This window comes from Streptomyces sp. NPDC048057 (assembly GCF_040653095.1).
Taxonomy (GTDB): domain Bacteria; phylum Actinomycetota; class Actinomycetes; order Streptomycetales; family Streptomycetaceae; genus Streptomyces.
Genome location: NZ_JBEZNF010000004.1, coordinates 207,996 through 224,964, shown reverse-complemented (window position 1 = coordinate 224,964; position 16,969 = coordinate 207,996). Strand labels below are relative to the sequence as shown.

The 16,969-nt window shown below is 72.3% G+C and carries 15 protein-coding genes; 8 read left to right on the top strand and 7 right to left on the bottom strand.

Annotation, left to right across the window (positions count from 1 at the left end; all coding sequences use genetic code 11):
* The first annotated feature begins 12 nt into the window (after positions 1 to 12).
* Together AB0E05_RS06350 and AB0E05_RS06345 are read left to right on the top strand one after the other, a co-directional pair.
* Entirely contained in the window at positions 13 to 1,869 is a 1,857-nt protein-coding gene (locus AB0E05_RS06350; RefSeq protein ID WP_361959639.1) for a GAF domain-containing protein, read from the top strand.
* A 231-nt stretch (positions 1,870 to 2,100) separates the two neighbouring features.
* Positions 2,101 to 3,348: a peptidoglycan DD-metalloendopeptidase family protein gene (locus tag AB0E05_RS06345; protein ID WP_361959636.1), complete on the top strand. Its 1,248-nt coding sequence runs from the start codon at positions 2,101 to 2,103 to the stop codon at positions 3,346 to 3,348.
* A gap of 30 nt (positions 3,349 to 3,378) precedes the next feature.
* Here the strand turns inward: AB0E05_RS06345 and AB0E05_RS06340 are convergent, their stop codons facing one another.
* Positions 3,379 to 4,218: a Cof-type HAD-IIB family hydrolase gene (locus AB0E05_RS06340; protein ID WP_361959633.1), complete on the bottom strand. Its 840-nt coding sequence runs from the start codon at positions 4,216 to 4,218 to the stop codon at positions 3,379 to 3,381.
* 422 nt (positions 4,219 to 4,640) lie between these two features.
* Positions 4,641 to 5,546 (bottom strand): LLM class flavin-dependent oxidoreductase, encoded by a 906-nt coding sequence (locus AB0E05_RS06335; RefSeq protein ID WP_361959630.1) that lies wholly within the window; start codon positions 5,544 to 5,546, stop codon positions 4,641 to 4,643.
* Between the two features lie 80 nt (positions 5,547 to 5,626).
* On the opposite strand from AB0E05_RS06335, the gene AB0E05_RS06330 reads away from it, so the two are divergent.
* The gene (locus AB0E05_RS06330) at positions 5,627 to 5,875 is read left to right on the top strand and encodes a type II toxin-antitoxin system CcdA family antitoxin (protein ID WP_361959627.1); all 249 of its coding nucleotides are present in this window, start codon (positions 5,627 to 5,629) and stop codon (positions 5,873 to 5,875) included.
* Entirely contained in the window at positions 5,872 to 6,273 is a 402-nt protein-coding gene (locus AB0E05_RS06325; protein WP_361959624.1) for a DNA-binding protein, read from the top strand. Before AB0E05_RS06330 ends, AB0E05_RS06325 begins: the two co-directional genes overlap by 4 nt.
* Positions 6,274 to 6,358: 85 nt before the next feature.
* Here the strand turns inward: AB0E05_RS06325 and AB0E05_RS06320 are convergent, their stop codons facing one another.
* From AB0E05_RS06320 to AB0E05_RS06310, 3 genes are all read right to left on the bottom strand, one after another.
* Complete coding sequence (locus tag AB0E05_RS06320; protein WP_361959621.1) at positions 6,359 to 7,312, bottom strand: MerR family transcriptional regulator; 954 nt, start codon at positions 7,310 to 7,312, stop codon at positions 6,359 to 6,361.
* Complete coding sequence (locus AB0E05_RS06315; protein WP_361959618.1) at positions 7,309 to 9,123, bottom strand: SDR family oxidoreductase; 1,815 nt, start codon at positions 9,121 to 9,123, stop codon at positions 7,309 to 7,311. Before AB0E05_RS06315 ends, AB0E05_RS06320 begins: the two co-directional genes overlap by 4 nt.
* Positions 9,124 to 9,235: 112 nt before the next feature.
* Positions 9,236 to 10,096, bottom strand: a complete 861-nt coding sequence (locus tag AB0E05_RS06310) for a M24 family metallopeptidase (RefSeq protein WP_361959615.1) — start codon at positions 10,094 to 10,096, stop codon at positions 9,236 to 9,238.
* A gap of 409 nt (positions 10,097 to 10,505) precedes the next feature.
* Between AB0E05_RS06310 and AB0E05_RS06305 the strand changes: the two genes are divergently transcribed.
* From AB0E05_RS06305 to AB0E05_RS06290, 4 genes are all read left to right on the top strand, one after another.
* Positions 10,506 to 11,546 (top strand): ABC transporter ATP-binding protein, encoded by a 1,041-nt coding sequence (locus tag AB0E05_RS06305; protein ID WP_361959914.1) that lies wholly within the window; start codon positions 10,506 to 10,508, stop codon positions 11,544 to 11,546.
* On the top strand, positions 11,543 to 12,445 hold the full coding sequence (locus tag AB0E05_RS06300) for an ABC transporter permease (RefSeq protein ID WP_361959612.1): 903 nt from the start codon (positions 11,543 to 11,545) through the stop codon (positions 12,443 to 12,445). The genes AB0E05_RS06305 and AB0E05_RS06300 overlap by 4 nt, the downstream gene beginning before the upstream one ends.
* Before the next feature lie 67 nt (positions 12,446 to 12,512).
* On the top strand, positions 12,513 to 13,424 hold the full coding sequence (locus AB0E05_RS06295) for an ABC transporter ATP-binding protein (RefSeq protein ID WP_361959609.1): 912 nt from the start codon (positions 12,513 to 12,515) through the stop codon (positions 13,422 to 13,424).
* Positions 13,425 to 13,440: 16 nt separating this feature from the next.
* A complete protein-coding gene (locus tag AB0E05_RS06290; protein WP_361959606.1) occupies positions 13,441 to 14,160 on the top strand; it encodes an ABC transporter permease in 720 nt (239 codons plus the stop codon).
* Between the two features lie 390 nt (positions 14,161 to 14,550).
* Here the strand turns inward: AB0E05_RS06290 and AB0E05_RS06285 are convergent, their stop codons facing one another.
* Positions 14,551 to 15,366, bottom strand: a complete 816-nt coding sequence (locus AB0E05_RS06285) for a Cof-type HAD-IIB family hydrolase (RefSeq protein ID WP_361959603.1) — start codon at positions 15,364 to 15,366, stop codon at positions 14,551 to 14,553.
* Positions 15,363 to 16,640 carry a serine--tRNA ligase gene (serS, locus tag AB0E05_RS06280; RefSeq protein WP_361959599.1) on the bottom strand — a complete coding sequence of 426 codons (1,278 nt, stop codon included), beginning with the start codon at positions 16,638 to 16,640 and terminating at the stop codon, positions 15,363 to 15,365. The genes AB0E05_RS06285 and serS overlap by 4 nt, the downstream gene beginning before the upstream one ends.
* Positions 16,641 to 16,969 lie beyond the last annotated feature (329 nt).

Genomic DNA, 16,969 nt, shown 5'->3' with positions numbered 1-16,969 from the left:
AGGCTCAAGGCCATGACAGTGCCCGAACCGAAGGACGCGGTGGAACCGACCGGATCCGGGGCGTCGCCGGAGGCCCCGGATCCGGACGGGCGCGGCGGACCACCGGCGTCCGGAAGAACGGAGCAGGACGCCGCCCCGCAGGCCGGTCCGGACGCCGGCTCGGGCATCGGCCCCGGCGCACGGGACCCGCTGGAGGCCGCGACGCGCGCCACCCGCAGCCTCCAGGGCCTGTCCACCGAGCTGACCGCCCGGGTCCCCCAGCTCCTGGAGGCGATGCGCTCCGTCGGCACCGGCCTGGAGCTGCACACCACCCTGGACCGGATCTGCGAGACCGCGGCGGAGCTGGCCGACGCCCGCTACGCCGCGATCGGCGTCGTCGACGAGGAGGGCCGAGGCCTCTCCGACTTCGTCACCCACGGCATCGACGACGAGGTCGCCGCCCTGATCGGCCACCGCCCCGACGGCCACCGGGGACTGCTCGGCGCGCTGATCCACGACCCCGTCCCGGTGATGCTCGCGGACCTGACGTCCGATCCGCGCGCCGCCGGCTTCCCGCCCGGCCATCCGCCGATGCGCACCTTCCTCGGCGTGCCGATCCGCGTCCAGGGCGAGATCTTCGGCAACCTCTACCTCGCGGAGAAGCGCGGCGGGGCCGAGTTCAACGACGACGACCTGCACATGGTGCGCGTCCTCGCCACCGAAGCCGGCATCGCCATCGGCAACGCCCGGCTGTACGAGGCCGCCCGGCAGCGCGAACGCTGGATCGACGGCTCGGTCGCCGTCACCACCGCCCTGCTGTCCGGCGGCGACGCCGAGGACGCCCTGACCGTCGTCGCCGAACAGGCCCGCAGGCTCGCCGACTCCGCGGCCGGCATCGTGCTGCTCCCCGCCGAGGAGGGCGGTCTGGAGATCGCCGCCGTCGCCTCCGAACAGCCCACGACGTTCCTGGGCGAGGTGATGCCCCCGGAGAGCCCGGTGATCGCGCAACTGCTCGCCGGCGAGGCGGTCTTCGTCGCCGACGCGGCCAGCGATCCGCGGATCATCACCAAGGTCGCCGGGCGGTACGGGCCGTGCATGATGCTGCCGTTGCAGAGCGGCGGGCGGGTGCTGGGAGCGCTCGCCACCCCGCGGCGGCGCGGCGGGAAGCAGTTCACGGAGGCCGAACGGACCCTCGCCAGCCAGTTCGCCTCGCAGGCCGCCCTGGCGCTGATCATGGCGGAGGCGCAGCGCGACCGGGAGCGGCTCGCCGTCTTCGAGGACCGCGACCGGATCGCCCGCGACCTGCACGACCTGGTCATCCAACGGCTGTTCGCGACCGGGCTGATGCTGGAGGGCGCCCAGCGCCGCTCGGTCGTGCCCGCGCTCCAGGACGGCGTCGGCAAGGCGGTCGACGAGTTGGACGTGACGATCCAGGAGATCCGCACGGCGATCTTCGCCCTGCAACAGAGCCCGGCGGAGGCGCCGTCCGGGCTGCGGACGCGGGTGCTGCGCGAGATCAACATGGCGGCGGTGCCGCTGGGGTTCAAGCCGGGACACCGGTTCGTGGGCGCGGTGGACGCCCTCGTCGGCGAACTCACCGGGAAGAACCTGATCGCGGCGTTGCGGGAGGCCCTGTCGAACGCCTTCCGGCACGCGGATGCCTCGCGCATCGAGGTCGTGGTGGACGCGACCGTACGGCTGCCGGACGGTGCGGACGGCGTACGGCTGACGGTGGCCGACGACGGGGTCGGCATCCCGGACGGCGGCCGGCGCAGCGGGCTGCGCAACCTCGCGCGCCGGGCCGAGTCGCTGGGCGGGTCGAGCGCGTGCGGGCCGGGCATCGGGACGGACGGGCGCGGCACGACGGTCCGGTGGGAGGCCCCGCTCTAGGGTCTTTCGTTTGGATCGGGCTGGGCGAGCCCAGCAAGATCCAAGCGAGCGGCCCTAGGGGCGAGCCGGAGCGGTGCGGGCCGGGCGGGACTTTCCGGGCCCGTTCCAGGGCCCGGGCTGCGCCGGGGGTGGGGCGATTGTCCGTGGCCTGGGGGTTTTTGCTGGGCCGGGTGGCCGTACGACCTTCCGCGGTCCCCGGATTCGGGCGGGGGCCGGGTGACCATCCCGAGCATGTCCCGAAGATGCCGGTCGCCGTTGCTCGCCCTCGTGGTGGTGCCGTACGTGCTGCTGACGCCTGCCGGGGCCGCCGGCGCTTCCGGGGTGTCCGAAGCGGTCGACGAGTCGCCGCCCCCGTCCGCCGCCGCTCCTCCACCGTCGCCGTCCCCGGTGCCGTCGGCCGGTCCGGTGCGGCAGGCGGCGCTGGTCCCGGCTGCCGCCACCGCACCCGAGGCCGCCCCGAAGCCCCCGGCACCGTCCCCGCCGTCGGCCCGGAAGCCGTCGCACGGGCCCGCCGCCGACACCACCGCCGAGACGGCCCGGCTGTTCGAGGAGGCGGCGAAGGTCACCGCCGCGTACGAGAAGAGCCTGCGGCAGGCCGAGGAGCGCCGGAGGGAGGCGATCCGGCTCCAGGGCGAGATCGAGCGGCAGCGCAAGGAAGTGGCCGCGATCCACGACGCCGTCGGCGCGGTCGCCCGCGAGCAGTACCGCACGGGCGGTCAGCTCACCGCCACCGCGCAACTGCTGCTCAGCCGGGACCCCGACGAGCTGATGCGGCTGCGGCGGCTCGCCCGGCAGGCCGAGAACGCCGTACGGCAGCTCCTCGGCAGCGCGCGGCAGGCGGAGCGGCAGCTGGTGGCCGCGGAGGACCGGGCGCGCCGGGCCTGGCACGACCTCGACGAGCGCAAGGAGAAGCTGGCGAAGGTGAAGGCGGGCCTGGAGACCAAGCTGGAGAAGGCCCGCTGGACCCTCCAGGGCGAGGCGGACGACCGGGTCGCCGCGGGCTCGTGCCCCGGGGCGGTCCGGTCCACGGAGCCGGCCCCGGACCCGGTCGGCGCGGGCGCCGGGTGGGTGGCGCCGGTGGCGGAGTACGTGCTGTCCGCGGGCTTCGGCAGCGGCGGCGCGCGCTGGGCGAACCGGCACACCGGCCAGGACTTCGCCGTGGACATCGGCACCCCGGTGCGCTCGGCGGGTGCCGGTCGGGTGCGTTCCGTCTCGTGCGGGGGCGCCTTCGGGATCGAGATCGTCGTCGAGCACCCCGGCGGTTACTACACGCAGTACGCGCACCTGTCGTCGGTCGCCGTGGACCAGCGCGACCCCGTGGCCGCCGGCCAACTGATCGGGCTCGCCGGCTCCACGGGCAACTCGACCGGGCCGCACCTGCACTTCGAGGTGCGGCTCACGCCGTACCTGGGCTCGGGCGTGGACCCGGCGGCGTGGCTGCGGGAGCGCGGGGTGCGGTTGGGGTCGGCGGGGGACTGACCGGGCCTTACGGCCCCTTGCCCCGCCGGCTCACGGCAGGTCGTGCAGGATCCGCTCGATGACGACCGCGACGCCGTCCTCGTTGTTGGCCACGGTGCGGCCGGACGCGGCGGCCAGCACGTCGGGGTGGGCGTTGCCCATGGCGTACGAGGTGCCGGCCCAGCGCAGCATGTCCACGTCGTTCGGCATGTCCCCGAAGGCGACGACCTCCGCGGCCGAGATGCCGCGCTCGGCGCAGCACAGCGCGAGGGTGCTGGCCTTGCTCACGCCCGGACCGCTGATCTCCAGCAGCGCGCTGGGGCTGGAGCGGGTGAGGGAGGCGAGCGAGCCGGCGTGCGTACGGGCCAGGTCGAGGAAGGCGTCCGGGGTCAGCTCGCGGTGGTGGGCGAGCAGCTTGAGCACGGGGGCGCCGGCGCCGGTCTCGACGTGCAGCAGCTTCTCGGCGGCGGCGACGATCGTGCCGGCGTCGTGGCTGAACAGCGGGGGGTAGGCCGGCTCGTGGTGGAACCCCGCGGTCGTCTCCACGGCGAACGTGGTGCCGGGCGCGGCGGCGCGCAGCGCGTCGACGACGTCGAGCGCGGTGGGGCGCTCCAGGGGGTGCGTCTGGAGCAGCCGGCCGCCGGAGTGCAGGTCGACGACGGCGGCGCCGTTGGCACAGATCGCCAGGCCGTGGCCGTGCACGTGCGCGCTGACGACCTCCATCCAGCGCGCCGGCCGGCCGGTGACGAAGAAGACCTCGATGCCGGCGTCCTCGGCGGCGGCGAGCGCGGCGACGGTGCGTTCGGAGACGGACTTGTCGTCGCGCAGCAGCGTGCCGTCCAGATCCGTGGCGATGAGCCGGGGCGCGGGGGCATCGGTTGCAGGGGTCACTCATGCATTCTTGCGCACCTACCGCACGGACGTGCGAGTGGTTGCACACATGAGTGCGGTGCGCTGCGCCGGCGGCTGGCCTTGGTGCGGGTGCGCGCGGCCCACGGCGCGGCTGCCGGACTGCCGTGCCCGGGCGGGCCCACGGTTTCCTTGCCGGGGCGTTGGCCTCTGCGGCTTGTCCGTGGCTTGTCGCGCAGTTCCCCGCGCCCCCAACCCCCTCCCGGCTGCGGGCCGTGGGCGGTGCGCCCGGCACGCTCGTGGGGCGTGGAGTTCGAGGGCCGCGGGGAACTGCGCGATCCACCACAACGTGGGGCGCTGCCCGAGCAGCCCACCTCCGGGGCGCGGAGGCCCGGGTACGGCAGGGGGAGCTGGGGCCGCACGGACCCGGGGCTTGGGCGCCCGGCAGGCACGACGGAGCGCGGTCAGCGCAGTTGGGCGAGCGCGTCCGTGGCGATCTTCTCGAAGACCGCCTCGTCCGCCGCGAACTCCGAATCCGCGATCGGCGCGTGGATCACGATCTCGTGGATCCCCAGCGCGAAGTGCCCGCCCGCGAAGTCGACGAACGCGTCCAGGGACTCCAGCATCCGGCCGTGGTCCGGTGTGAAGCCGGTGAGGAGGACCTTGTCCAGGTCGCGCACGTCCCGGCCGGCCTCCTCGCACGCCTCGCCGAGGCGGCGCACCTGCGCGCCCACCGCCCGGAGGGACTCCTCGGGCGTGCCGCCGCTGCGGCCGATCTTCGGGTCGCCCGTGGTGACCCACGCCTGTCCGTGCCGCGCGGCCAGCCGCATGCCGCGCGGGCCGGTCGCGGCGACCGCGAACGGGACGCGCGGGCGCTGCACGCAGCCGGGGAGCGCCCGCGCCTCGTGCGCGGAGTAGTGGGTGCCCTCGTGGGTGACCGCCTCCTCCGTGAGCAGGCGGTCGAGGAGCGGGACGAACTCCGCGAACCGGTCGGCCCGCTGCCGCGGGGTCCACGCCTCCTGCCCGAGCGCGGTCGCGTCGAAGCCGTCGCCGCCCGCGCCGATGCCGAGGGTGAGTCGCCCGCCGCAGACGTCGTCGAGCGTCATCAGCTCCTTGGCGAGGGTCACGGGGTGCCGGAAGTTCGGCGAGGTGACGAGCGTGCCCAGGCGCAGCCGGTCCGTGGCGGTCGCGGCGGCCGTCAGGGTCGGGAGCGCGCCGAACCAGGGGCCGTCGCGGAAGGCGCGCCACGTGAGGTGGTCGTAGGTGTACGCGGTGTGGAAGCCCAGCGCCTCGGCGCGGGTCCACTGGTCCCGCCCGCCCTCGCTCCAGCGGCGTACGGGCAGGATCACGGTGCTCAGACGCTGACTCATGGCACCGAGGCTACGTGGCTGCGGTACGCCCTCTCCGGGAAGGCTGCTCAGCGACTTGCATACCGCAGTATGCTTCCCTTATGTCAGCAACCACGCGCATCACCGTCACGCTCCCGACGGAGCAGGTGGCCGAGCTCAGGAAGCTCACGGACAACGTCTCCGGGTACGTTGCGGAGGCGGTCGCCCGTCAGATCCGACACCAACTGCTCGCGGACGACCTCCGTCGCTACCAAGAAGAGCACGGGGCGTTCAGCGACGACGAGATGTCCGCAGCGCACGCCAGGATCTTCGGTCCCGACGGGTCGGCTGATTCGGCGAGCGCCGCGTGACCGAGCGCTTCGAAACCGTCGTGCTGGACTCCCAGGGAGTCTCCGCCTGGCTCACGCAGGACCGCGAGGTCCTGGCGATGCTCCATGTGTTCAACACCATGGGAGCCGACCTCGTCGTCGGCGCGAACACCATCGTGGAGGTCACTCACGCACGGGTGAACGAGGCCCGGCTGAACTGGACGCTGTCCCGGGTCAAGGTGGAGCCGGTCACCGAGCAGGCCGCCAAGAGCGCGGCCAGGCTGCTGAAGCAGGCCGGCCTGCACGGTCACAAGTACGCGATCGATGCGACCGTGGCGGAGATGGCGCTGCGCCAGCCTGGCCCGGTGGCCATCCTCACTTCGGACGTCGACGACATGGCCAGGCTCTGCGACGGCCGAGTCCGGCTCATCGCGATCTGAGTCGCAGAGAAACTCTTTTCGCGCAGAGGTTTGATCCACAGCCAACAGGAGTTATCCACAGGGTAATTGGCGATTCTGTGGACAACTACTCTGCGTCGACGCCGTTTTGTGTAACTTCGTGACCAGTGAACGACCTTATGGTCAGTGCGTCCAACATCCTGGCCTGCACCTCCCGTTCGGTCGCCGCCGTGACGAACGCCGCCACGTGCTCTGCGCCAACCAGGCTCCTCACGGCGCGGATCGTCTCGGGCGGCAGGGCGACGGCGCGTGGCGCCGGTGCCTGGGTGGGTGTCGGGGTCGGGGCGTCCGCGGTCAGGTGGCGGTGGAGGTGGCGGGTGGCGAACGTGCGCATCGCGCGGGCCAGTTCGGCGTCCACCGTCTGTTGGGCGAGCGGGCGCAGTCGGCGGACCAGGGACGCGGCTTCGTCCGCATCCGCGTCGTTCGGCGGGCGATGACCCAGGTAGCGGGCGAAGACATGTTCCGTCGTGAACTCCAGGAAGCGGGACGCGATGTGCTCGACCTGGCCGCGAAGCTCCCGCAGGTGACCGGAGATTGCGGACAGCGGTACGCCCGCGGCGTGCAACTCGGCGGCCACCGCCAGCTCCTGGGGGCTCGGCACCAGGAACTCGTCCTCGCGGCCCGGGACCGGTTCCAGGACGCCCAGCTCGACCGCTTCCGCCACGGCCTCCTCGTCCGGGCCGCCGCCGAACGTCGCGGCGAGTTCGGCGCGGGTGATCCGGGCGGCCTGCTCGTCCGTCCACGGGCCGTGCACCTCGGCGACGAGGCCCAGCACTCCGCCGAGGCCGCGGCCGGTGTCCCACGCCTCCAGCAGTTCCTTGATGGAGGCGAGGGTGTAGCCGCGGTCGAGCAGGTCGGCGATCTGCCGGAGCCGCGCCAGATGGGCCGTGCCGTACACGTTGGACCGGCCCCGCCGCTCCGGCTTCGGCAGCAGACCGCGGTCCTGATAGGCGCGGATCGTCCGGACCGTGGCACCGCTGTGGTGCGCCAGGTCCTCGATCCGGTACTCCCCGGGCCTCACAGCGGCGGCTCCAATCGGGCGACCCCGCGCAGCGCCCGCGGGGCGAACCGGGACATCCACAGCGCGCCCCGCGCCTCCGGGGTCACCGGCACCACCGCCCGGTCGTGCACCACCGCGGCGAGGATCGCGTCGGCCACCTTCTCCGGCGGGTAGTTCCGCAGGCCGTACAGCCGGGAGCTGCGCCGCTGCCGGCGCTGCTCCTCCGCCGCGTCGACCCCGGCGAACCGGGCGGTGGACGTGATGTTGGTGTTGACGATGCCGGGGCAGATCGCGGACACCCCGATGCCCCGGCCCGCCAGCTCGGCCCGCAGGCACTGGCTGAGCATCAGGACCGCCGCCTTCGACGTGCTGTACGCGGGCAGCGCCTTCGACGGCTGGAAGGCCGCGGCCGACGCCACGTTGACGACGTGGCCGCCCTGGCCGCGCTCCGCCATCTGCCGGGCGAAGAGGCGACAGCCGTGGATCACGCCCCACAGATTGACGTCGAGGACCTTGCGCCAGTCGTCGGGAGAGGTGTCCAGGAAGGAGCCCGACAGGCCGATGCCGGCGTTGTTGACGAGGACGTCCACCACGCCGTACTCGGTGGCGACCTTCTCGGCCAGCTTCTCCATCGCCTCCTCGTCGCCGACGTCGACCACCTCGCCCCAGGCCGCGGGCGCGCCGATCAGCCGGCACATCTCGGCGGTCCGCGCCGCCCCGTCCGCGTCCCGGTCCACGGCCACGATCCGGGCGCCCGCCTCGGCGAACGCGAAGGCCGTGGCCCGCCCGATGCCGCTGGCCGCGCCCGTGATCAGGACGAGCTGGCCGCCGAACCGCTCGCCGTACGCACTGCGGACGACGGGCGCCGCGGCGGTGCCCACGGCCGTCCCTCCCGTGCCCGTGGGGCTGTCCTCGTGGGTGTGGACGAAGTCGGCCACCCATGCGGCCAGTCGGTCCGGGCGGGAGCGCGGGACCCAGTGCCGCCCGGGCAGGGAGCGCCGGGTCAGCCGTGGGGCCCACTCGCCCAACTCGTCGTACAGCCGCGGGGACAGGAAGGCGTCACCGGTCGGGGTGATCAGCTGGACCGGTACGTGCGCGTACGCGTCGGAGCGGGGGCGCAGCAGGCGGGCCCGGACGTTGTCGCGGTAGAGCCAGGCGCCGTGCGCCGCGTCCTCGGGCAGGGAGGCGGTCGGATAGCCGTCCGTCGGCGGCTTCTCCATCCGCTCCAGGACCTTCGGCCACGCCCGGCCGAGGGGGCCGCGCCACAGCAGCTCCGGCAGCGCCGGGGCGTGCAGCGCGTACACGTACCAGGACCTGGCGCCCTGGCCCAGCAGCTGGCCCACCCGGCGCGGGGTGGGGCGCCGCATCCGCTTCTTGATCCACTGGCCGAAGTGGTCGAGCGAGGGGCCGGAGATCGAGGTGAAGGAGGCGATCTTGCCCTCGGTCCGCGGGACGGTGACGAACTCCCAGGACTGCACCGAGCCCCAGTCGTGCCCGACCAGGTGCACCGGCCGGTCCGGGCTCACCTCGTCGACGACGGCGAGGAAGTCGTCCGTCAGCTTCTCCAGCGTGAAGCCGCCGCGCAACGGCTTCGGTGCGGACGACCGGCCGTGGCCCCGCACGTCGTACAGCACCACGTGCAGGCCGTGGTCGTCGACGAGTCGGCGGGCGACCTCGGACCAGACCTCCTTGCTGTCGGGATAGCCGTGCAGGAGCACCACCGTGGGCTGCTCCGGCGCGCCCAACTCGGCGACGCACAACTCGATCCCGCCCGTACGGACCCAACGCTCGCGGGCTCCCGGAATGTCCGCGCCCATCGCTTCGTCGCTCATGCGCCCCACGCTTCCCTCGCTGCCCTGACCTGCTGCCTGTCCTGTCCTGCCGTCTGTCCCGTCTTGCCGTGCCGTGCCCGCTGGCATGCCCCGACTGCGGTACGCCCCGCTCTCACGCCGCCCAGCGGCGCACGTGCGGCAGGTCGTCGTCCAGCCAGAAGGCGCTCTCCAGCGGGTCCTTGGAGTCGGTGACGACCAGCAGCTCCTCGAACTTCGCGCCTGTGCCCCGGAATCCGAGGTGCGGCTCCACCGCCCACAGCCCCGGCTTCGGCGGGTGGTCCGAGAAGCGGTACGGGCTCCAGAGCGGGGACCAGCCCTCCCGGTGGCCGCGGACCGCGTCGCTCAACAGGCCCTTCAGCGCCTGCGTACCGAACCCGAAGGCGGTGGGCGCCCAGCGCCGCTCCCGCACCCGGTCCACCTTGTGCGCGATCACGCCGAACGGATAGGCGCGGTGACGATTGGCGTACCCCTGGCGGACCATGAGGCGGTCCACGTCCTCGTAGATCTCCCGTAGCGAGCGGCGCTCGCGCACCTCGCGCAGGATCAACTCGCGGTGCTCGCGCAGGTCCGTCACCAGCTTGTCGTGCAGCGGGCTGGGGCCGAGGCAGCCCGAGTAGCCCACGTCGGCGGTGAAGCCGCGGTGCACCGGAGCCATGTCGAGGATGAACGGCATCCCCGCCTCCAACGCCCGGTCCGTGGGGAAGAACTGCAGCGGTATCCGGAAGCCGGCGAAGGCCGTGCGGTCGCCGAACCAGGCGAACGGGAGGTGGAACCAGTCCCGCACGCCGCGGCGCCGCAGCCACTCCCGCTGCATCCGGGCCGCCTCCCGCTCGGTCACCCCCGGCTTCAACTGGGCGGCCACCGCCTCCGCGCAGTCGTACGCCAGGCGCTGCACCTCCTTGAAGCCGCGCAGCTCCGCGCCCGGCCCGCCCGACGTCGCCCTCGGCGCCGCCGACGTCACCACCGAAGCCATGGCACAGCCCCCTCACCCGTAAAGACCTGTAAAGACCCGTAAAGACCTGCCAAGGCTCGTCGAAGGGCAACTGCCCACGGACCGTAGCCCTACGCGTCCGTAACATGACCCACACCGTGCCACTGATGAATGTGACAATGCTCGACGGCTGCGTCAAGGGCCGTGCACCAGCCTGTGGAAAACTCCCCACCGACCACCCGCACCGAACGGTCCCCGCCGGCCGCGCGCACAACCCGCGACGTCGGAACGACGTCCTTCGGATGACAAAGGGCGGCGCCCGCACCACCCCGGCCGTCCACTTTCGTAGGCCACCCCTACGGGGAACTCCCCCTGGAGGCGTACGCGGAACCGACCGCCCAGGCTGACGACCCCCGCCGTCCCGGCCACTACGGTCGAACCTGTGACGAGTGTGATCGCGACCGAAGGTTTGAGTAAGCGGTTCCCCAGGGTGACCGCGCTTGACCGGCTCTCCTTGGACATCGGCCCCGGCGTGACCGGGCTGGTGGGCGCCAACGGAGCCGGCAAGTCCACGATGATCAAGATCCTGTTGGGTCTGTCCCCGGCCACCGAGGGACGCGCCGCCGTGCTCGGCCTCGACGTGGCCACCCACGGCAGCGCCATCCGCGAGCAGGTGGGCTACATGCCCGAACACGACTGCCTGCCCCCGGACGTGTCGGCCACCGAGTTCGTCGTGCACATGGCGCGCATGTCCGGCCTCCCGCCGACCGCCGCCCGCGAACGCACCGCGGACACCCTGCGCCACGTCGGCCTCTACGAGGAGCGGTACCGCCCCATCGGCGGCTACTCGACCGGCATGAAGCAGCGGGTGAAGCTCGCCCAAGCCCTCGTCCACGACCCCAAGCTGGTCCTCCTGGACGAGCCGACCAACGGCCTCGACCCGGTCGGCCGGGACGAGATGCTGGGGCTGATCCGACGCGTCCACACGGACTTCGGCATCTCGGTCCTGGTGACCTCGCACCTCCTCGGCGAGCTCGAACGCACCTGTGACCACGTCGTCGTCATCGACGGCGGCACCCTGCTGCGCTCCAGCTCCACCAGCGACTTCACCCGCACCACGACCACCCTCGCGGTCGAGGTCACGGACTCCGACGAGCACCCCGACGGCACCGCCGCCCTGCGCGAGCGCCTCGCCGCGGCCGGCGTCCCCCTGCACGCGCACACCGAGGACGGGCTGCCCGGCGCCGGCCACATCCTGCTGCTCGAAGCGGAGAGCGAGCAGACGTACGACGTGGTGCGCGACACCGTCGCCGACCTCGGCCTCGGTCTCGTACGGATGGAACAGCGCCGCCACCACATCGCCGAGGTCTTCCAGTCCGGGCCCGCGACCCGCACCGCAGCGGCGCCCGACGCGGCCGTCCCGGCGGACGTCGAGACCGGGACCGCGACCGCGCCCTCCACCGCTTCCAGCACGATGGGGCAGCCCCGATGAGCACCCACACCCCCGGCGCGGCCCCCGAGTCCGCCCGCATCCACAACATCGGCTACCGCCACTACGACGGTCAGCGCCTCGGCCGCGCCTACGCGCGCCGCTCGCTCTTCTCGCAGTCCCTGCGCGGCGCCTACGGACTCGGCCGCTCCGCCAAGTCCAAGGTGCTGCCGATGATCCTCTTCGCGGTGATGTGCCTGCCCGCGGCCATCATCGTCGCGGTCGCCGTCGCCACCAAGGCGTCCAAGCTCCCGCTCGACTACACCAACTACGCCCTGGTCACCCAGGCCGTCATCGGGCTCTTCCTGGCCGCCCAGGCGCCCCAGTCCGTCTCCCGCGACCTGCGGTTCAAGACGGTCCCCCTGTACTTCTCCCGCCCGATCGAGCGGGTCGACTACGTCCTCGCGAAGTACGCCGCGATGGCCTCGGCCCTCTTCGTCCTCACCGCCTCACCGCTGCTGGTCCTCTACGCGGGCTCGCTGCTCGCCAAGATGGACTTCGCCGACCAGACGAAATGGTTCGCCCAGGGCATGGTCTCCGTCGCTCTCCTGTCGGTCCTCTTCGCCGGGCTCGGCCTGGTGATCGCCGCCCTCACGCCCCGCCGCGGCTTCGGCGTGGCCGCGATCATCGCGACCCTGACGATCACGTACGGCGCCGTCTCCACGGTCCAGGCCATCGCCTACAGCACCGAATCCACCGGCACGATCCAGTGGTTCGGCCTGTTCTCGCCCATCAGCCTGATCGACGGCGTGCAGACCGCGCTGCTCGGCGCCTCCTCGGGCTTCCCCGGCGGGCACGGCCCGAGCACCGCCGTCGGCCTGCTCTACCTGCTGGTCGTGCTGGGGCTCGTCGCCGGTTCGTACGGGGTGCTGATGCGCCGCTACCGGAGGGCCGGCCTGTGACCGCGACCGCCGCCAACCGCCCGGGGCGCACCGAGCCCCAAGAGCCTCAAGAGAGTGGGCCGCGCCCGTGACCACCATCTCCATCGAGCACGTCTCCCGGTGGTTCGGGAACGTGGTCGCCGTCAACGACGTCACCATGGACATCGGCCCCGGCGTCACCGGACTGCTCGGCCCCAACGGCGCCGGCAAGTCCACCCTCATCAACATGATGGGCGGCTTCCTCGCCCCCTCCACGGGCAGCGTCACCCTCGACGGCCAGCCGATCTGGCGCAACGAGTCCGTCTACCGGCACATCGGCGTGGTGCCGGAGCGGGAGGCGATGTACGACTTCCTCACCGGCCGCGACTTCGTCGTCGCCAACGCCGAACTGCACGGCCTCGGCGAGAAGGAGGCCCGGCGCGCCCTCGCCACCGTCGAGATGGAGTACGCGCAGGACCGCAAGATCGCCACGTACAGCAAGGGCATGCGGCAGCGCGTGAAGATGGCCTCCGCGCTCGTCCACGAGCCGTCCGTGCTGCTGCTCGACGAGCCCTTCAACGGCATGGACCCGCGCCAGCGCATGCAGCTCATGGAGCTGCTGCGGAGCATGGGGGCCGCGGGCCGCACGGTGCTCTTCTCCTCCCACATCCTGGAGGAGGTCGAACAACTCGCCTCGCACATCGAGGTGATCGTCGCCGGCCGGCACGCCGCGTCCGGGGACTTCCGCAAGATCCGCCGGCTGATGACGGACCGCCCGCACCGCTACCTGGTGCGCTCCAGCGACGACCGCGCGCTCGCCGCCGCGCTCATCGCCGACCCGTCGACCGCGGGCATCGAGGTGGACCTCGGGGAGGGCGCGCTGCGCATCCAGGCCGTCGACTTCGGCCGCTTCACCGAACTGCTGCCGCGCGTCGCCCGGGACAACGGGGTCCGGCTGCTGACGGTCTCGCCGTCCGACGAATCCCTCGAATCGGTCTTCTCCTACCTCGTAGCGGCCTGAAAGGAGCTGTGACGTCATGTACCACCCCACCGTCGCCCGGCTCACCTACCGGGCCGTGCTCGGCCGGCGCCGGGCCGCGATCCTGTTCATCCTGCCCGCCCTGCTGCTGCTCATCTCGGTGGCCGTGCGGGCCTTCCAGGGCGCGGACGACCAGGTCGCCAACGACCTGCTCGCGGGCTTCGCCATCGCCACGATGGTGCCCCTCGTCGGAGTGATCGCCGGCACCGGCGCCATCGGGCCGGAGATCGACGACGGCTCGATCGTCTACCTGCTGGCCAAGCCGGTGAAGCGGCACACGATCATCTGCACCAAGCTGACCGTGGCGATCGCCGTCACCATGGCGTTCTCCGCGATCCCCACCCTGATCGCCGGCTTCATCCTGAACGGCAACGGACAGCAGATCGCGATCGCCTACACCGTCGCCGCGCTCTTCGGCTCGATCGCCTACAGCGCGATGTTCCTGCTGCTGGGCACCGTCAGCCGGCACGCCGTCATCATCGGACTGATCTACGCGCTGGTGTGGGAGGGCATCTTCGGCAGCCTGGTCTCCGGCGCCCGCACGCTCAGCGTGCAGCAGTGGTCGCTGGCGCTCGCGGAGAAGATCGCCGGCGAGGGTCTGATCGGCTCGGCGGTCGGACTGCCGCTCGCCGTGGTGCTGTTGTCGGTCGTCACCGTGGGCGCGACCTGGTACGCGGGGCAGAAGCTGCGCGTCCTCAAGCTCGCCGGCGAGGAGTGAGGCGACCCGCCTCCGCCCTCGCCCCGCCCGCCCTTCTCCCGCCTTTGACCAGCCCGTACGACCGGCTTTGACCAGCCCGTACGACCGGCCGGTACCGGGCCGTACGACCCGGAAATAAGGTGACGCAGAAGGGTTGTTGGGAGAGAGTGAAGACACCGGGCGCACACCAGTGCGGGCGGTGCACCTACCGGGAGCGGAGCGGGACGTCGACCTCAGAAGGTCCGTCCCGTTCCCGACTGGGTGCCGGTGGACCGGCCGCGGAGCAGTCTCACCCGCTGCCCGCGCCACGCCGGTGCCCGAGGGGGCGGTCGCTTCGAGCGCGCGCAAGCGCGGACCGCCCCCTTCCCCGGTGCGTACGGAGCGCACCGCGAGCAGGGGGCGGTCGTCGTCTCAGCCCGCGAGCAGGGCTTCCAGCTTCGTGGCGATGCCGTCCTCGTCGTTCGACAGGGTCAGCTCGTCCGCCACGGCCTTCAGCTCCGTGTGGGCGTTCGCCATCGCCACGCCGTGCGCGGACCAGCCGAACATCGGTATGTCGTTCGGCATGTCCCCGAAGGCGATCGTGTCCGTCGGGCGCATCCCCAGCCGGCGCGCGGCCAGCGAGAGGCCCGTCGCCTTGGTCAGCCCCAGCGGGATGATCTCCACGACGCCCGGGCCGGCCATGACCACGTCCACGAAGCCGCCGATCGTCTCCTTGCCGATCTGCGTCAGCGCGTCGTCGTCGAGCGTCGGGTGCTGTATGTAGAGCTTGTTCAGGGGCTGGGCCCACAGCTCGTCCACGTCGGTGAGCGGCACGTACGGCAGCGGGCCGTCGTGCGCCGCGTAGTCCGGGCTCACCAGCACGTCGCCGTCGAGCCCGTCGCGGCTGGCCGCCAGCGCCAGCGGCCCGACCTCGGCCTCCAGCTTGGCCAGCGCGATGGCGGCGATCTTGCGGTCCAGGGTGAGCGACGTCAGCAGCCGGTGCTCACCGGCGTGGTACACCTGCGCGCCCTGGCCGCAGACCGCGAGGCCCCGGTAGCCGAGGTCGTCGAGTATGTAGCGGGTCCAGGGCACGCCGCGGCCGGTCACGACGATGTGTGCGGCGCCCGCCTCCGTGGCGGCGGCCAGCGCGGCGCGCGTGCGCGCGGAGACGGTGCCGTCCTCGCGCAGCAGCGTGCCGTCCAGGTCGGTGGCGATCAGCCGGTACGGGAAAGCGGTCGCGGTGCTCACCGGGCGATCGGCTCCAGGGTCTCCCGCCCGCCGAGGTAGGGGCGGAGCACCTCGGGCACCCGCACCGAGCCGTCGGCGAGCTGGTGGTTCTCCAGGATGGCGACGATGGTGCGCGGAACGGCGCACAGCGTGCCGTTGAGCGTCGCGAGCGGCTGGACCTTCTTGCCGTCCCGCATCCGCACCGAGAGGCGGCGGGCCTGGAAGCCGTCGCAGTTCGACGCGGAGGTCAGCTCGCGGTACTTGCCCTGGGTCGGGATCCACGCCTCGCAGTCGAACTTGCGCGAGGCGGACGAGCCGAGGTCGCCCGATGCGACGTCGATGACCTGGAAGGGCAGTTCGAGGGAGGTCAGCCACTGCTTCTCCCACTCCAGCAGCCGCTTGTGCTCGGCCTCCGCGTCCGCCGGGTCGACGTACGAGAACATCTCGACCTTGTCGAACTGGTGCACCCGGAAGATGCCGCGGGTGTCCTTGCCGTACGTGCCGGCCTCGCGGCGGAAGCAGGGCGAGAAGCCGGCGTACCGCAGGGGCAGCTTGTCGGCGTCGATGATCTCGTCCATGTGGTACGCGGCGAGCGGGACCTCGGAGGTGCCGACCAGGTAGTAGTCGTCCTTCTCCAGGTGGTAGACGTTCTCGGCGGCCTGGCCGAGGAAGCCGGTGCCCTCCATGGCGCGCGGGCGGACCAGCGCGGGGGTGAGCATCGGGGTGAAGCCGGCCGCGGTGGCCTGCGCGATCGCCGCGTTGACCAGGGCCAGCTCCAGCAGGGCGCCGACGCCGGTGAGGTAGTAGAAGCGCGATCCGGACACCTTGGCGCCGCGCTCGACGTCGATGGCGCCCAGGGCCTCGCCCAGCTCCAGGTGGTCCTTGGGGGCGAAGCCCTCGGCGGCGAAGTCGCGGACGGTGCCGTGGGTCTCCAGGACGACGAAGTCGTCCTCGCCGCCGACCGGGACGTCCTCGTGGACCAGGTTGCCGAGGCGGAGCATGAGCCGGCGGGTCTCTTCGTCGGCCTCGTGCTGGGCCGCGTCGGCGGCCTTGACGTCGGCCTTCAGCTGCTCGGCCCGCTGGAGCAGCTCGGCGCGCTCCTCGGGGGTGGCCTTGGGGATCAGCTTGCCGAGGGACTTCTGCTCGGAGCGCAGCTCGTCGAAGCGGGCGCCGGACGACCTGCGCCGCTCGTCGGCGGAGAGCAGGGCGTCGACGAGTTCGACGTCCTCTCCACGGACGCGCTGGGAGGCGCGCACTCGGTCGGGGTCCTCACGGAGCAGGCGAAGGTCAATCACCCCACCAGGCTACCGGTGCCCACCTGGCGCCCGGCCACTTGATTTTGCGTTGCGCCGCCCTTTGTCCCTGTTTGGAGGTTTTGGTGGAGTATGGGGTGGGCCTGCCCTAAGCCCGTTCCGTCGTCAATCGCGACGGTTTCGTTCCCCGGAAAGGAGCATCTCGCGGCGGCCGGAATTGACCCATGTCCTTTGTGGGCTGCGGGACTTGGTTCCTCGTTGTCCACAGGGGTGCCCTTGAGGGAAAAAGTTATCCACAGGCTGTGCGAAGAAACTGTGGATTACGGAAGTGATCATTACTCGGCGTGGGGTCGAGTTGCCGGATTCTTCTC

What these genes read in the sequence shown, in the direction of transcription:
- AB0E05_RS06345 (WP_361959636.1), top strand. Translation starts at nt 2,101, where the DNA reads ATGTCCCGAAGATGCCGGTCGCCGTTGCTCGCCCTCGTGGTGGTGCCG.
- AB0E05_RS06300 (WP_361959612.1), top strand. Translation starts at nt 11,543, where the DNA reads ATGAGCACCCACACCCCCGGCGCGGCCCCCGAGTCCGCCCGCATCCAC.
- AB0E05_RS06315 (WP_361959618.1), bottom strand. Translation starts at nt 9,123, where the DNA reads ATGAGCGACGAAGCGATGGGCGCGGACATTCCGGGAGCCCGCGAGCGT.
- AB0E05_RS06335 (WP_361959630.1), bottom strand. Translation starts at nt 5,546, where the DNA reads ATGAGTCAGCGTCTGAGCACCGTGATCCTGCCCGTACGCCGCTGGAGC.
- AB0E05_RS06350 (WP_361959639.1), top strand. Translation starts at nt 13, where the DNA reads ATGACAGTGCCCGAACCGAAGGACGCGGTGGAACCGACCGGATCCGGG.
- AB0E05_RS06310 (WP_361959615.1), bottom strand. Translation starts at nt 10,096, where the DNA reads ATGGCTTCGGTGGTGACGTCGGCGGCGCCGAGGGCGACGTCGGGCGGG.
- AB0E05_RS06290 (WP_361959606.1), top strand. Translation starts at nt 13,441, where the DNA reads ATGTACCACCCCACCGTCGCCCGGCTCACCTACCGGGCCGTGCTCGGC.
- AB0E05_RS06330 (WP_361959627.1), top strand. Translation starts at nt 5,627, where the DNA reads ATGTCAGCAACCACGCGCATCACCGTCACGCTCCCGACGGAGCAGGTG.